Genomic DNA, 16,369 nt, shown 5'->3' on the forward strand with positions numbered 1-16,369 from the left:
TCTGACGTTAGTAGGCGAAAGATTTCTGATTGGGTTTCAACTTGATCATTTCCAGTTTTCCAGGAATCGGTACATAGTCAAAAGATGATTTTATTCCTTCTTCCGAAGTAAAATACCCCAACATGGTAAGTTCTTTCATCAGACGCCAATAGGGCACACCCTTAGCCTGGGCTGACATCTGTTCACGGTCTTCATTATCACCCATCTTGGTTTGCTGCACCTGATACGCCTTCATTTGGTCAACAGTGTCACTTTCCACTTGTTTTAGCGTCTCAGTTTTCTGAGAAGCGGTAAGGGCAAGAAAATCTTTTTGTTCCAGATTTTTGATACCTTCCAAAAAGCTGGCCTGTTCAGGTGTTTTATAACAATCTTTAAGCATCATCACAATGAACGCAGGCACACCAACATCCTTCGCACCGGGCGTGCTGGTTTTGGGAATGATGATTTCAGCAACTTCTGCAATGATCAGTTTCTGATTGTCTGTCAATACAAAATCAGCAGTTAGGGTCAGGCTTGTTTCAGGATTCTGCCACCGATTCATAGCCAGCAGTGTCGGCGCAGAAAATGTCCCTCCAAGCATGAGCGCAACACTTTTTATGGCATCTCTTCTTTTCATCAGTTATAAATTTATATTTCAGTATCGTGTTTATCAGAACAAATACAAAATGGCTGAATCGTCAATTTGTCAACCAGAAAACGTTAGATATGTATTTGAAAATAACCTGAAACGGTTGACCGTCAGATACTCATCTGTGGTCCTGATACTTAAAGAAAATCTTTTGTTCGAAATACTGAGTGAATTTAAAGACTCTGTCTGCGAGATGGAATTGGGTAATAAAAAAGCCGTTGCAGTGTGTTTTTGATGCAGTTTTTGTATTTATTTATAATATTTTTAAACTGCAAACGGCAGTTATTTGTTGTTACTTTGTTAACCAAATTAGAAATTAGAATTTTTAAGCATGAACTGGAAATCAGTAAAATCAGAAGCAGACGTTCAAGAACTTTTTAAGACCAACGAATATTCCCTAATTTATAAACATAGCCCGCGCTGCATGACAAGCCTAATGGCTTTCAGAAATATGAAATCAGGTGCGGAGTCAGATTACAGTATTCCATTCCACATCGTGGACGTGATTCAGGATCGCGAAGTTTCTGGCCTGATCGCTAAAACCTTTTCTGTAAAACACGAATCACCTCAGGTCTTAATCGTGAAAGACGGTGAGTGTATTTTTAATATTTCCCACGAAAGCATCGTTTTAAAGGATATTGTTAAAAAAATAAACGCTTTGACAGAAGCATAGTATTTATCATTTCTGTTCAGTTTCCCACACTAACTTTTTGCGCGTGAAAAGAATATTGGTTGCCTTCCTGTTACTTACTTCGGTTAATTATTTGAGTTTTGGGCAGGAAGGCATTTTGCCTCTGGACAGCAAGAATAACGCTGTTTATTCTGACGTTGGCGCAGTGCAGCACACCAGAGATGTACTTTTTACGAATGCGCAAAAGTGGGTTGTCAAAACTTTCGGGAACTATGAAAATGCTGTGGTTACCGAAGACCGGTCAAATGGCAAATTGGTGCTTAATACCTACGCGCCCATATCGAGTGCGGCGTATGAATATCTTCGTTTAACGATAACCATTGATTGTCAGGATAATAAATATTCTGTCTTGATGACAGATCTGGAAGGCATTGCCAAAAGCCAGACAATCAAACGCCTTGGAAAAAGGCAAAATGACGAAATTCAGGAAAAGTCGGTTCTGGTCAAAACAGAGTCCAACCGTAAGCAAAAAGCTTTGGCTGAGAATGAGCTGAATGAAATGAAATCTGATAACAACAGCGTCAACAACGCAGTTTACGGCTTATTAGCTTCGCTGAAACAAATGATGCTGGCTGAATCGGAAAATTGATCAAGGCGATTTTCACATCACTTTGATATTGTTTTCTTTAAAACTCCGGTAAAGCGTTTCGAGCACATAACTTTTGAAAACCGGTTCTACATAAACGCTTTTTACCCACACCAGAATTTTTAACTCAACATTATCTGCACCAATACTGTTGAAAAGAATCTGACTTGGTGCATTTTTTATAATATCTTCCGACTTAGCGATTGTTTCGGTTACTAACTTTTTCACAAGGTCAAGATCAGATTCTACGTTTACCTTAAAAACAATCTCGCTTTTAAGCTGGGAATTTTTCTGAGTGTAATTTGTCAGCCTTCCCGAAAGTAAATCGCCATTTGGAATGATTACCCGAGAACCCTGGGAAGTCAGCATTTTGCTGGATCTGATACCAATATCAAGCACTTTTCCCTTCTTGTCAGCCAGTTCAATATAATCTCCAATATTAAAAGGTTTTTCAAAAATCAGGATAATTCCTGAAACGAAGTTGTTGATAATATTTTGCAGACCAAGTCCAATCCCGACACCCAGCGCACCAATCAAAACCGTTATTTTGTCAAGCGGAACGCCGGACGCTGTGATAGCAAAAAGAAATCCTATAATAATGATGACCAGACGGATCAGTGCAAGTTTTGAATTTTTCTCCACCACGCTGCTACCGAAACTGCTGTCAGATTCTCCAAATAAAATTCCTATATTTTTTTGGAGAATATTAGATAGATAAAGTATGACCGCGAAAAATAGGATGTTACCTAACGAGAAAGTAATATTTCCAAAAGTACGGGGTTTTAAGAGCAGTTCCTGCAACAGATTCTGAATGGCGTCGATGATATTCAGATTGATCGCGAACACCAGAATCCATAACAAAACTGAAATGAATGAAAGCATTTTTCGAAACTTGGATCGGCTGCTGGCCACATTGATTCGTGAGAAAATGCCTCCCGAGCAGGAGCTTACCCGGATTTGTAATTCCATCGCTTCTGCAACAATCTGCACAAAAACGGCCAGACTTAAAATCTGGACCAATCCGCTGATCGCGGTTAAGTGAAATGATTTGGCCAGACTAATTCTTCCAAATGCATTCAACATAATGGCTAAAATATTAAGTATAACATAGATGACCACCACTGGCTTTATAAACCTTTTATGGAATTTGGCTTCCTGCATCTTGCGATAAAGCCAGATACCAAAATAAATGGATATGGCGTTCAAAAGAATCAATAAAGAACGTAGCAGAAGCGATTCATTGACGAATGCGTTTGTGAAGATAACCAGTACGTACAAGCCTAAAATTGTGAACCAAACGCGTAATTGACTTTTAGGTAACCGTCGATATAAAAATATGCTTAGTGTTATCAGCAAAAGAAACTGGTTCAGCTCGATATAGATGGAAGGAGAATCAGGTTCGAAAAGTGGGGTAAGGTTGAATAATACAACAAGAGTGGAGAGTAGCGGAATTCTGGCTATGTAACTAAACTTTAATTCTCCGATATCGGCCGCAAGTTTTGGCTGAGACGCCAGCCGGAAATTGATATAGACCCACCAGAAAAATACGGCGCACATGATCAATAAAAAAATCCGGTTATCCCAGGTAGAGTTGAAGAAGTAGCGTAAAATTTTGTCCTGACCGAGGTACGAAGTTTTAACTAATGTTCCGATGTTGTCAGAATTGTTGGTTTTCGGCGCGTTCCAGAGGTAATTATATTCCTTGCTCAAAACGTTCCTTCCAGATTCCCTCACATAATCATCTACTACGGTTTGTAAGTCAATGGTTTTAAAATAAATTGTGGATGCATCAGCAAGCAGCCTGCTGACGGTATCAAGATTTGCGACAGTAACCTTTCCGGTGTTTTGCAGGCGGACTCTTAGATCATCAATTTGCGCTTTGTACAGTTTTCGCTGCGTAGTGTCGCCGACATCAACCATCAGCAGTGAATCTCTCCCAAACTGAATAATCTCCTCCGACATACGTTGCAATTCAGCATTATATTTCGAAAGGGATTTTCGCCACATGGCCGTTTTTGTCTGGGCGTCGGTGAGCATCAACCGATAATTCAAAAGTGTTTTATTATCAGGAATTGTTTTATTTAACTGCATCGCAGAATCAATCTGAGCAACGTTTCTTTGAATCTGGTTCAGATCGTGCCTGATGTTTGGACCATCATAGCCTTTTTTATTGGCACCGTTCATCTGAGTTATTGCTGCCTGATATTTCTCCAAACGAAACAATAACGTATCGGGAATAACGACACTGGAATCGACGGCAATTGGTTTATTTTGCCCCCAAACTACTTCACAGGATATAATTAGCAGGAAAAATAATGCAGTACAGAAGCGCTGATTAGATTTGAAATATTTAGATATAATGAATTTCTTCATATCAATTTTTAAAATTAACAGATGCGGCCAACCTGCAAATAACATGCCTGATACGGTTAGTTATTGCAATTAAGCGTTTTTGTCTCCAATATCTGTAATTTTAATATCGCGTTTTGAAGTATTTCTATTCAGTGATTTTTAAGATTATGATCAAGGCAACCGCAGCGAATAAAGATTTAGTAGTGAAGATTTTGACTGCTGCTTTTTTGGAAAACAGGAGCGTAAATTACATCATCAAGCAGGATGGATTTAAACAAAAAGAATAGAAGCGTTGATGGAGTATTCTTTTGACTATTGCAAACTTTTTGGCCAAATTTACCTGTCTGACGATAAAAAAGCTTGCGCGCTTATTTCATTTCCGGATCGTAAAAGGACAAATTTTAGATCCGTCTTGCTCGATATAAATCTGATCACGAAATCTGCCGGGATTAGTAATATTTCAAAAATTCTAACACGGGAAAAGTTGATCGAGCAAAACTATCCATCTTCGGAGATCTATTATTTATGGTTTATCGGCGTTGCTCCCGAAAATCAGAATCAAGGTTTGGGAAAGAAACTTCTGACGGAAATCATCCATGATGCCAATCAAATGAACCGCCCTATTTATCTCGAAACATCTACTGAGAAAAATTTGTCATGGTATCAGAAAGCAGGATTTGAGATTTACAATCAACTGGATTTTGGGTACCCATTATTTTTGATGCGACGAAAATAACTCTTGGTTTGCTAATCAAATTTTCTGATATGCCAATGAAGCCCTGGATTCCACAAAAAATTAAAAGGTATGCCGGCTTAATTTCTAATTTTGCAGAAAACTTCATTCTGCAAAATGACCGGGTACCTTAATTTATTTGATTTTAAACAAAAAGTAGACTATAAAAACGAAATCTTAGCCGGTCTCACAGTCGCCATGACGATGATGCCGGAGTCGCTTTCTTTCGCTATTCTGGCCGGACTTCCGCCATTGGCAGGTCTTTACGCCGCTTTTATTATGGGGTTGGTCACGGCAGTTTTCGGCGGCAGACCCGGAATGGTTTCCGGTGGTGCGGGTGCCACGGTTATTGTTTTGATTTCCCTGATGCAGTCAAACGGAATTGAATACGTTTTTGCAGCGGTCGCAATGGCCGGAATTTTTCAGATTTTAGTAGGCGTTTTCAAGCTTGGAAAGTTTATTCGGCTCGTGCCGCAGCCGGTAATGTATGGGTTTGTCAACGGACTTGCCGTAATTATATTCATATCACAGTTTGAGCAATTTAAAACGGTTTCCAATGGACAGATTTCCTGGCTAATCGGAACACCGCTTTACATTATGGCAGGCTTGGTTGGGCTGACGATCGCTATTGTCCTGATTTTACCAAAAATCACAAAAGCCGTTCCCGCGTCGCTGGTTGCTATTATCGTGGTTTTTGGTCTGGTTCTCGGTTTTGATATTGACACCAGAACGGTTCGTGACATAGCTTCTGTGAGTGGAGGATTCCCACCTTTTCATATCCCTGCTGTGCCTTTTAATTTCGAAACACTCCAGATTATTTTTCCATATGCGCTGATCATGGCGGGAGTCGGTTTGACAGAAAGTTTATTAACCTTAAATCTAGTTGACGAACTGGTTGGAAACCGCGGAAACGGAAACAAAGAATGCATCGCGCAGGGAAGTGCGAATATCCTGAACGGTTTCTTTTTTGGCATGGGCGGTTGTGCTATGATCGCGCAGACGTTTGTTAACATTTCCGCAGGTGCCCGGGCGAGGCTGTCCGGAATCATCGCGGCATGCACGATCCTGATTGTCATACTTTTCGGAGCTCCGGTTATAGAAAAAATTCCAATGGCTTCGCTGACAGGCGTCATGATTATGGTTGCCATAGGCACGTTCGAATGGGGAAGTTTCAAGATTATTAACAAAATGCCAAACAAGGATATTTTTGTCGGTATACTTGTCGCGCTCATCACGATCTGGCTTCACAATCTTGCGTTGGCGGTACTGATTGGGGTAATTATTTCTGCGCTTGTTTTTGCATGGGAAAGTGCAAAGAGAATCAGGGCTCGAAAATACGTTGACGAAAACGGTGTCAAATATTATGAAATATCTGGTCCGTTATTTTTTGGATCGACAATGGCTTTTACGGAAAAATTCGACGTAGCGAATGATCCCGAAACTGTGGTTATTGATTTTAAAGAAAGTCGTATTGCTGATATGAGTGGCATTGAAGCGCTTAACAAATTGACGGAACGTTATAAAAAGGCCAACAAGAAATTGCAGCTTCGCCACCTGAGCGAAGATTGCAGACTGCTTCTGAAAAATGCAGATTCAATTATCGATGTAAATATCATGGAAGATCCCACTTATAAGATTCCATAATTTTCTATCTTGTCTGGAACAGAAATTGTTCTTTTCCAATTCTGTTAAGAACGGAGATCCGCTCCGATTCTACGTCAATTCAAATTGGGAATTGTTTTCAATTTTAATCATAAAATTCAGATAATATGGAATACAGGCAATTAGGTGCTTCCGGCATTAAGGTTCCGGTTTTAAGTTTTGGTACTGCCACTTTCGGAGGTGGAACCGAGTTTTTTAAAGCATGGGGCGAAACCCAGTTAGAAGAAGCAAAAGGACTTATCAATATTTGTCTTGAAGAAGGCGTAAATCTGTTTGATACGGCCGACGGATATTCCAAAGGTATGGCTGAGGAAATCCTGGGGAAAGCACTGGGTGGTTTACGTAATCAGGTTTTAATTTCTACCAAAGCAACATTTCCCACCGGCGACGGACCAAATGATTATGGTTCGTCACGCTTCCATTTAATTCATGCCTGCGAAGAGAGTCTGCGACGCCTGAACACTGATCATATAGATATTTATCACATGCATGGTTTCGACGGAAACACTCCGGTCGAAGAAACACTTCGCGCTCTGGATGATCTGGTTACCAGTGGAAAAGTGCGCTATATCGCCTGTTCTAATTTTTCCGGATGGCATTTGATGAAATCGCTGTCGGTTTCTGAGCGATATGGGTGGGCGAAATATGTGGGACATCAGGCTTATTATTCCTTGTTAAACAGAGAATTTGAGTGGGAATTGATGCCTTTGGGACTGGATCAAAAAGTGGGGACAATTGTGTGGAGTCCGCTTTCTGCGGGTTTGTTAAGTGGAAAATTCAAAAGAAATCAGCCGAATCCGGAAAGCAGCCGTTTAAGCCAGGGCGGGTCACACGGACCTGAAACGAATTATGAACTGCTTTATAACATTGTTGATGTGTTGGAAGAAGTAGCCGAGGAAACAGGCAAATCAGTAGCTCAGGTTTCTTTGAACTGGCTTTTGCAGCGCCCGACGGTTGTTAATATCGTCGTCGGTGCCAGAAATGAGGAGCAGCTAAGACAAAATCTAGGTTCTGTCGGCTGGAATCTGACGACCGAGCAGATCAAAAAACTGGACGAAGCAAGTGAAGTGCCACCTATTTATCCTTATTGGCATCAACGCGGCAACACAACCCTGAATCCAATTCCGAAATTTTACTAAACTGTTTTATGCTACGAACGCACAAATTTTCACAAATACTTTTTGATAAGTTTTCGTGAAAATTTGTGCGTACGTGGTATTAAAGGCGGTTCTAGGATTTTTCTTTATTCGCTGTCAATAATTTTGGATAAAATATTTTCTTAAAAATTTGTTTACTTACTTATAAGTAAGTACCTTTGGCTCGTCGATTACTAATAACAAAATGAAAGCAAGAACAGATACCAAAGAGAAAATCATGGAACTGGGAACAGATCTGGTCGAATCGATTGGTTATCCATCTTTAAGTTACCAGCAGATTTCTTCCCAATTGGGGATCAAAAATGCTGCGGTGCATTATCATTTCCCAAGTAAAGAAAGTTTAGGACTTGAAATCCTGAATACTGCGATTGGCTCTTTTGAAAAAATGATTTCAAATATTTCTAGCCTCGGGCTATGGGAACAGCTGGACACATTTTTCAAAAGTTACAGGAAACATTTAGAAAGCAACAACAAAATTTGCCTGATTGGGGCAAGCGCCTCTGACTATCAGGAATTACCAGAATCCATGCAGGCCGCAGCGTCTGAATATCTTGTTCTGGTAAAAGGCTGGTTTGTTGAACTTCTTAGAGAGGGTAGGGAAGAAGGCGTTTTTCATTTTAAAGGAGAACCGAAGCATAAAGCAGCAGTGATTGTCTCAGCCCTGGCGGGCGGATTGCAACACGCACGTCTTGTAGGGAATCTCCATTATGACGAAATCGTAGAACAATTAGTAGAAGACTTAAAACCTTAAAAAAATTTGCTATTTTAACTTACTTATTAGTAAGTAATTAACTAATTTTAATTTACATCAACCATAAAAATCATGTCAACACAAAAAGTAGCGTTCATTACCGGAGCCAATCGCGGAATTGGGTTTGAAACAGCTAAGAAATTGGGAAAACTAGGTATTTTTCCTGTCATCGGTTCAAGAAACGAGGTTTCCGGAAAGGAGGCCGTTGATAAGTTAAAGGCCGATGGAATAGAAGCAGACTCGATTGTCTTCGATGTGACAAATAAGGCAGATCATGCAAAGGCGTATGACTACTTCGAAGACAAATTCGGTAAGCTTGATATCCTGGTTAACAACGCTGGCGTGTCACTGGAAGGAGATCCTGTTTCTTCTTTTTCGACTGGCAACCCCACAACGGGTGTTTCGGAAGAGACGCTTCGCGGCACTTTGGAGGCAAACTTTTTCGCTCAGGTTTTTAGTACGCAGGTACTTTTGCCACTGATCCGAAAATCGGAAGCGGGTCGTATCGTTAATGTTTCAAGTACATTAGGTTCTTTAAACCTTCACTCGGATCCTACTTCGCAAATTTATGCAATTCAAATGTTTGCCTATAATACCTCAAAAACTGCATTAAACGCCTTCACTGTACATCTTGCATACGAGTTGAGAGATACAGCGATCAAGGTAAACTCAGTACATCCTGGCTGGGTGCAGACAGAACTGGGGGGCTCGTCGGCTCCGTTGAGCCCTGAGGATGGCGCTGAAAGCAGCGTACGCTTAGCAACAATTCCTTCCGATGGCCCAACGGGCGGCTTCTTCTATCTGGATGATATTATTCCCTGGTAGAAACAAAGGAATCTGATATTCCGGTTGTAAAGTTTTTTTGTTATTTGCAGACATTACCCTATACATACACAAGGCTTGGTTATTTTCAACCAGGCCTTGTTTTGTCTTAACTCAGAATTTCACAAACTAAAAACTTATGTCTTGTGAAATATTGAAGCAGGCAATTCAGTTATATATCAAAAATAATTTTCTATGAATTTCAGATTTATCGGGTTGCTTCTTTTCATTTTAGTTGTCGGAACTTGTCATATTTCACTGGCTCAGGTCGTGCGGAGTAAAGGGAAAATGAACCAGCAGTTTGTAATGAATGATGAAACTGTGATTGTAAATCAGGCGACAGGAAAACGCATCAGCTACAATGCCTACGATGAATTGCTTAAAAAAAATCCAGGCAGATACCGGACGCAGCCGGTTTTCGATAAATACGGAAAAGCATCCTCTTTTGCCTTAATTCCTAAAACAAAATCTGAAATTGAAACAGGTATAACGCTGACGGTTGACGAAGATGGTATGCCTGAAATTGGCCAGCCGCTTCCGCCATTCGTCATGACGGGACTGGATGGAAAAACCTACGATTCGGAAAAACTTCGCGGCAAATACATTCTTTTAGGATTTTGGGTGAAGTATGAAAAGCCGATGTATACCTGGGAAAGCACTAAAATCATCTCCAATTTTATACAGGAAAACGAAGACAAAGGCATCGAAATCGTGTCACTTGGAACAACAATAAATACAGATGAAGAATGCCGGAAATTTATTCCAAAACGCAATTGCGGATTTGTCCCAGTACCTAATTCATACGGTTTCAACCACCGCTACAAAGTGACCGAAACTCCATTTTTCGTGCTTGTCGACAAAAAGGGAATCGTAAGAGCAATGGCACCGCATACTGAATTCGATAAAATCAGTGAGCTTTCGTTGCGCTGATTGTTTACAATACTTCGAAAAGTTAAATTTTAAAAAAGATCAGGATGTGATAGTACTACACATCCTGAATGATTGGGTGGTTACAAAGTAACAACAACTTTGCCTTTGGTTTTTCCTGTCTCAACCTGTAAATGCGCATTGCCCATTTCCTCAAAAGGGAAAGTTTGAGAAACATGCGCTTTGACAATTCCTTTTGACAGAAGATCCGCAACTGACTTCATATCATCACCATTTGAGCTTACCAGGAAGAAAAAGCCATTGATGCCCTTCGCCTGCGCTTTTTCAGTAATAGACTCGGCCATACCGGAGGGAATTGTGATCAGCATTCCACCTGGTTTGATCGTCTCTAATGAACGGTCCATATTATCACCACCAATCGTATCTAGCACAAAATCAGCGTCTTTTACAACTTCTTCAAACTTTTGCGTTTGGTAATCGATATGCTCATCTGCGCCAAGTGAGAGAACGAAATCTTTGTTTGCCGCAGAAGACGTCCCGATGACATAAGCGCCCAGATGTTTAGCCATTTGGACGGCAAAATGACCAACTCCACCAGCAGCTGAATGAATTAAAACTTTTTGACCAGGCTTGACATTTGCATGAGTCGTTAATGCCTGGATTGCGGTTAGCGCGGCCAGTGTCGCAGCTGCGGCTTCCTCGTGTGAAATATCTGCCGGTTTGATAGACAGTTGTGAAGCGGGTGCTGCAATATATTCCGCGTAGGCCTGACCATGTCCGGGAAAATTAACCATACCAAAAACTTCGTCGCCAACTAAAAATTCGGTTACCGCAGAACCCGTTTCAACAACGACCCCTGAAATATCCCAGCCCAGGATCAATGGACTTATCTCTTTCAAACGGCCATACATTCCTTTTCCCTGGCGTGTTTTGACGTCGACGGGGTTTATACTGATAGCCTTTACCTGGATCAAAACTTCATTTTCGCCGAATTTTGGCATATCTATGTCTGATATAACCAGATTTTCTACGCTTCCCGGGGTTTCTAAAACAAATGCTTTCATAAGATTTTCTGATATTTTAATATTTTTGTTGATGCAAAATTATACTGTAACCGTCGCTAGATTCAGGTACAAATTTGCCATTATTCAGTAAATTGCGGATGTTATGAAAGAAAACATATATCAGCCGTTCGAGATTCTTTTTAAAGAGCTTGACCATAGTCCAAAAGATGGACACAGCCATAATTTCTTCGAACTGGTTTACATCATTTTCGGTACCGGAAAACAGTGTATCAATAAAAGTACGTTTAATTATCATGCCGGGCATATGTTTCTGATAACGCCGGAAGACTGCCATTCTTTCCACGTTCTTACCACCACGAAATTTTGTTTTATCCGCTTTAACGAAGATTATATTAAATCCAGCTATGCCAATACGGACCGTGCGTCAAGAACGGAACGTGTTCAAAAACTTGCATTTATTCTTCAAAATGCCAATCATCAACCGGGTTGCATTCTCCGTCAGCCGGGTGATAAGGCACTTGTAAAACCGATGGTTGAAAGCATCCTCAGGGAATATGTCAACAGAGATTTGTATAATCGTGAGCTGATTGAGCAGCTGGTCAACACACTGATTATTGTTGTTGCCAGAAATATTGCGAAAATTTTACCGGAACAGGTTAACCAGGGAACGGAGGAAAGAGCAGTTAACATTCTGCATTATATTCACCAGCATATCTTTGAACCAGAGAAAATCAGAACAGAGCTGATCAGCAAACATTTTGGAGTTTCTGAACATTACCTCGGCAAGTATTTTAAAAAGCAGACCGGAGAAACATTGCAGCAATATGTGATCAATTATAAATTGAAAATGGTCGAAAACCGTCTTTTGCACAGCGAAATGAGAATCGGAGAAATTGCAGCCGAAATGAGTTTTACTGACGAAAGTCACTTGAATAAATTATTCAAAAAGTACAGAGGTGTGAGTCCTACGGAGTTTAGGAAGAATCAATTGGTCCTGGAATAATCACGAATTTCTGGAAACCGGGTTGGAATAATTTCTTGATGTTTACTTGCTGAAATTGGTAAAACATTACTTCAATCCTTGTAAATTGGTACAACAATCAGGAAGCAAGACACATGACAATAACCAATACGAACGACCAATTTTATGCTGGTTTGCCCATAAATGAAAGTCCGCTGAGCGATTTACTAGTGGCTGATCATTTGTTTTCCCAGGTACCCGAAGATTGGTTTATTGTGGTTACAGATGTGAAAAATTCAACGCTTGCTGTACAAAATGGTTTGCATCAAACCGTGAATCTGATTGCTACCGGATGCATTGTAGCTGTCCTTAATATTGCCTATAAAAACCACTTGAATATTCCTTTTTTCTTCGGCGGCGACGGCGCGACCTGCATCATTCCTTCATCCATTTTGAATGCGGTTGTTCAGTCATTATTAATACACAAGGAAAATACTTTTAGCAATTTTGAACTTGACCTCAGAGTAGGGTATGTTCCTGTTAATGAGGTTTACAAGCAAGGTTATGAACTGAAATTAAGCAAATTCAAAAGCTCGGCAACTTTCACTATTCCGATCGTTTTGGGAGATGGGTTAATGTTTGCTGAAAAATTGATCAAAGGAGAAGATCACCGGATTTCCATTATAAAATCAGAAGAAGAAAATCTTGATCTGGAAGGAATGCAGTGCCGTTGGGACAGGATTGCGCCGCCTGAAAACTATGACGAAGTAATCAGTTTACTGGTCGTCGCGATGAACGAAAAGGAACAGGGGATTGCATATAGTAAAGTTGTAAAACTCCTGGACCAGATTTACGGAACTCCGCAAAAGCGCCAGCCGATTTCAGTTGCAAGGTTAAAACTAAAAGGAACGATGTCCCGGATGGATCTTGAAATGAAAGTTAAGTTTGGGCATAACCGCTTTATTTACGGCCTGTATAATACTTTGATGACCTGGTTTGGCTGGTATTATTTCAGAACCAAGGAGGGGAAAACCTATTTGAGCAGCATTGTAGATTTTTCAGATACACTGGTAATCGATGGAAGAATAAATACCGTTATATCAGGTACCGGTGCACAACGGATCACTCTGGAGAAAGAGCTCAATGAACTGGAAAATGCAGGTGAAATCAAGTATGGTTTATTCGTAAGCAAAGAATCAGTAATGTCTTGTTACGTTCCCGATGCTGATAAAGCACATATCCATTTTGTAGACGGAGCAGAAGGCGGATATACAAAAGCTGCGGGAGTTTTGAAATTGAAAAATCGGTATAGCTAAATGATCATATAATATTCAGTTAACTCCGTTGGCTCTTACTGTTGTTTTTATGTATCTTAGAATCATATTGTTTCGTTCTTCTGATTTCTAATACCATTTCAAAAAAGGCTTCCGGATTTTGATTAGTTTTTGCTAAAAACTGCTTTGATAAATATAACAAACACAATTCACCATGGCGTTATTAAAATTACAAATCAATAACCGCAGCTATGAGGCGGATGTCGACGGAGATACCCCGCTTTTGTGGGTATTGCGCGACAATCTTGGCCTCGTAGGGACCAAGTATGGTTGTGGAATCGCCCAGTGTGGCGCATGCACTGTGCATGTGGACGGAGAGCCCGTACGTTCGTGCGCCTTGCCGATTTCAGCAGTAGGCAAAGCGAAGGTAACAACCATCGAGGGATTATCTGAAAAAGGCGACCATCCGGTACAGAAAGCCTGGGAGGAAGTGGACGTAGCGCAATGTGGTTATTGTCAGGCTGGTCAGATCATGACTGCCGCGGCATTTTTGAAAAAAAATCCTAAACCGACCGACGCCCAGATTGTCGAAACGATGAGCGGTAATCTTTGCCGCTGTGGAACATACCACCGTATAAAAGAAGCAGTGAAATCGGCAGCCTCCAAAACTAAATAATCATGCAGAGTGTAGAACAATCATCAAGGAGAAACTTCCTGAAAATAGCTGCTGCAACCGGTGGAGGGTTATTTTTAGGTTTTAACTGTTCGAATGCGGCAGCACTACCAAGCATTGTAAATCCGGAAGCGTTAGCTGCCGGAGCTGTAAATTTTAACAGTTTTCTTACCATTGGTAATGATAATATAATAACAATATTTTCACCTAATCCAGAGATCGGGCAAGGCATTAAAACCGCATTTCCGATGATCGTGGCTGAGGAGCTGGATGCTGACTGGACGCTTGTGAAAACGGTTCAGGCAAATCTGGATACCAATAAATATGAACGTCAGGTGACTGGCGGAAGTGGAGCTGTACCTCATTCATGGGAGCGTTTGCGCAAGGCGGGAGCAACCGCGAGGTATCTTTTGGTAGAAGCTGCATCAAAGCGCTGGAACGTTCCGACGTCAGAAATTACCACAGAAAAAGGTAAGGTGTTGCATAAATCGTCCGGTAAATCTTTAACCTACGGAGAGCTCGCAGACGAGGCATCGAAAATTGCTATTCCCAAAGAAGTAAAACTAAAAGACGAAAAAAGTTTTACCTTAATAGGACAAAGTGTCCGGAACGTTGATAATAAAAATATCATTACCGGAAAGCCGCTTTTTGGGCTGGATTTTTACAGGGAAGGTATGCTGTTTGCGTTAATCCAACGTCCAAAGGCTTTTGGCTTAAAACTGAAATCCGTGGATTCGGATGCGGCGAAAAAAATGCCGGGGATTGTGGATGTGGTAACATTCGGAAATAGCGTTGCCGTTGTTGGGAAATCTACCTGGCAGGTGAAAAAGGCCCGTGAGGTTTTAAAAATAGATTACGAAAAAGAATTTGATCTGGAAAGTTCGGCAGACCATAACCGTATTTTTAAACAGCTGCTCGAAAATGGGGAGGCGACCGTTCGAAGGAAAAACGGGAATGTTGAGGAAGCGTTTAAAAATGCAGCCAAGGTGATAACGGCCGAATATCAATGCCCGTTTTTGCCGCACAGCCCTTTGGAGCCGATGAACTTTTTTGCGCATGTTCGAGAAGACGGTGTTGAGCTGGTAGGACCAACACAAACGCCGGATCGTGCCCGCAATGAAGCTGCGAAAATAACTGGGTTTCCGCCAGAAAAAGTTACGGTTGAAATTACCCGGCAAGGTGGTGGGTTTGGTCGGAGGCTGTCTGCTGATTATGCAATCGAAGCAACGCATGTTTCCAAAATGGTTAAAGCTCCCGTAAAAGTTGTCTGGACACGCGAGGATGATATGACCGGCGGAACCTATCGTCCGGCAGTGCGTTACCGATTTGAGGCTGCATTGGATAAATCCGGCCAGATGATCGGTTATAAACTTCGGGGCGTGGGTATGAATTCCGGGAATCCAACCCGGGAAGATAATTTCCCGTCAGGCGCTGTTGATAATTTATTGATTGATTCAGTAGAACATAAATCTCCGATAACCACTGGCCCATGGCGTGCGCCGATTACCAATTTCCTTGCTTATGCTGAACAATCTTTTCTCGACGAAGTAGCAGAGGCGGCCGGGAAAGATCCGATCCAGTTCCGTCTGGAATTATTTGAAAAAGCGAAAAAATCTCCCGCTGGCGAAGTGAAATATGATGTCGACCGGATGATCGCTGTAACCAAACTGGCGGCTGAGAAAAGCAACTGGGGTAAGAAAAAAGGTGTTCATCAGGGTTTCAGCGTTTATTTTTCACACCGTTCTTATGTTGCCCAGGTGGGAGAGGTGGTTGTAGAAAAAGGAAAACCGGTTCTGAAAAATGTGATTGCAGCGGTTGATTGTGGTATCGTCATCAATAAAAGCGGCTCTTTGCAGCAAGTACGGGGCGGCGTTGTGGATGGTGTTGGCCACGCGATGTATGGAAATATGACTTTTAAAGACGGAGCGCCAGACCAGACTAATTTCAACGGATTCCGGCTAATCCGGATGAGTGAAATTCCGGAAGTTGATGTGCATTTTGTAGACAACGGCATTTCGCCGACTGGACTTGGTGAGCCAGCTTTACCGCCAGCCGGTGCCGCGGCAGCCAATGCCTTTTATAAAGCAACGAAGAAAAGATTACGTAATCAACCGTTTATTGAGGAGGAAGCGTTCAAGAGTATTTCTTAGTTATAAAACGCTTAAA

The 16,369-nt window shown here is 41.3% G+C and carries 15 protein-coding genes; 12 read left to right on the forward strand and 3 right to left on the reverse strand.

Features of this window, described 5'->3' with window-relative positions; all coding sequences use genetic code 11:
* Window positions 1-7 precede the first annotated feature (7 nt).
* Entirely contained in the window at window positions 8-616 is a 609-nt protein-coding gene (locus L0657_RS07320; RefSeq protein WP_235149784.1) for a gluconate 2-dehydrogenase subunit 3 family protein, read from the reverse strand.
* Between the two features lie 343 nt (window positions 617-959).
* Here L0657_RS07320 and ytxJ point away from each other — a divergent pair, with 343 nt between their 5' ends.
* Entirely contained in the window at window positions 960-1,301 is a 342-nt protein-coding gene (gene ytxJ / locus L0657_RS07325; RefSeq protein WP_235149788.1) for a bacillithiol system redox-active protein YtxJ, read from the forward strand.
* 43 nt (window positions 1,302-1,344) lie between these two features.
* Window positions 1,345-1,908, forward strand: a complete 564-nt coding sequence (locus L0657_RS07330) for a DUF4468 domain-containing protein (RefSeq protein WP_235149789.1) — start codon at window positions 1,345-1,347, stop codon at window positions 1,906-1,908.
* 12 nt (window positions 1,909-1,920) lie between these two features.
* Here L0657_RS07330 and L0657_RS07335 read toward each other — a convergent pair whose 3' ends face one another.
* A complete protein-coding gene (locus L0657_RS07335) occupies window positions 1,921-4,278 on the reverse strand; it encodes a mechanosensitive ion channel family protein (protein WP_235149793.1) in 2,358 nt (785 codons plus the stop codon).
* A gap of 274 nt (window positions 4,279-4,552) precedes the next feature.
* On the opposite strand from L0657_RS07335, the gene L0657_RS07340 reads away from it, so the two are divergent.
* The 6 genes from L0657_RS07340 to L0657_RS07365 all read left to right on the forward strand — a co-directional run bounded on the left by L0657_RS07340 (window position 4,553) and on the right by L0657_RS07365 (window position 10,312).
* A complete protein-coding gene (locus tag L0657_RS07340) occupies window positions 4,553-4,993 on the forward strand; it encodes an N-acetyltransferase (protein ID WP_235149795.1) in 441 nt (146 codons plus the stop codon).
* Window positions 4,994-5,107: 114 nt separating this feature from the next.
* Window positions 5,108-6,634 carry a SulP family inorganic anion transporter gene (locus L0657_RS07345; protein WP_235149797.1) on the forward strand — a complete coding sequence of 509 codons (1,527 nt, stop codon included), beginning with the start codon at window positions 5,108-5,110 and terminating at the stop codon, window positions 6,632-6,634.
* A gap of 125 nt (window positions 6,635-6,759) precedes the next feature.
* The gene (locus tag L0657_RS07350; RefSeq protein ID WP_235149799.1) at window positions 6,760-7,791 is read left to right on the forward strand and encodes an aldo/keto reductase; all 1,032 of its coding nucleotides are present in this window, start codon (window positions 6,760-6,762) and stop codon (window positions 7,789-7,791) included.
* Window positions 7,792-7,993: 202 nt separating this feature from the next.
* On the forward strand, window positions 7,994-8,560 hold the full coding sequence (locus L0657_RS07355) for a TetR/AcrR family transcriptional regulator (protein WP_235149801.1): 567 nt from the start codon (window positions 7,994-7,996) through the stop codon (window positions 8,558-8,560).
* 72 nt (window positions 8,561-8,632) lie between these two features.
* The gene (locus L0657_RS07360) at window positions 8,633-9,385 is read left to right on the forward strand and encodes an SDR family oxidoreductase (protein ID WP_235149802.1); all 753 of its coding nucleotides are present in this window, start codon (window positions 8,633-8,635) and stop codon (window positions 9,383-9,385) included.
* A 192-nt stretch (window positions 9,386-9,577) separates the two neighbouring features.
* Entirely contained in the window at window positions 9,578-10,312 is a 735-nt protein-coding gene (locus L0657_RS07365) for a TlpA disulfide reductase family protein (protein ID WP_235149804.1), read from the forward strand.
* An 80-nt stretch (window positions 10,313-10,392) separates the two neighbouring features.
* On the opposite strand, the gene L0657_RS07370 is transcribed toward L0657_RS07365, so the two are convergent.
* On the reverse strand, window positions 10,393-11,334 hold the full coding sequence (locus L0657_RS07370) for an NADP-dependent oxidoreductase (protein WP_235149807.1): 942 nt from the start codon (window positions 11,332-11,334) through the stop codon (window positions 10,393-10,395).
* 103 nt (window positions 11,335-11,437) lie between these two features.
* Between L0657_RS07370 and L0657_RS07375 the strand changes: the two genes are divergently transcribed.
* The 4 genes from L0657_RS07375 (at window position 11,438) to L0657_RS07390 (ending at window position 16,353) form a co-directional block, all read left to right on the forward strand.
* Complete coding sequence (locus L0657_RS07375) at window positions 11,438-12,298, forward strand: AraC family transcriptional regulator (protein ID WP_235149809.1); 861 nt, start codon at window positions 11,438-11,440, stop codon at window positions 12,296-12,298.
* Window positions 12,299-12,411: 113 nt separating this feature from the next.
* Window positions 12,412-13,572, forward strand: a complete 1,161-nt coding sequence (locus L0657_RS07380; RefSeq protein WP_235149815.1) for a DUF3095 family protein — start codon at window positions 12,412-12,414, stop codon at window positions 13,570-13,572.
* 172 nt (window positions 13,573-13,744) lie between these two features.
* Window positions 13,745-14,206: a (2Fe-2S)-binding protein gene (locus L0657_RS07385; RefSeq protein ID WP_235149817.1), complete on the forward strand. Its 462-nt coding sequence runs from the start codon at window positions 13,745-13,747 to the stop codon at window positions 14,204-14,206.
* A gap of 2 nt (window positions 14,207-14,208) precedes the next feature.
* Window positions 14,209-16,353, forward strand: coding sequence for a molybdopterin cofactor-binding domain-containing protein (locus L0657_RS07390; protein WP_235149824.1), 2,145 nt, complete (start codon window positions 14,209-14,211; stop codon window positions 16,351-16,353).
* Window positions 16,354-16,369 lie beyond the last annotated feature (16 nt).

Source organism: Dyadobacter sp. CY345, assembly GCF_021502725.1.
GTDB lineage: Bacteria > Bacteroidota > Bacteroidia > Cytophagales > Spirosomataceae > Dyadobacter.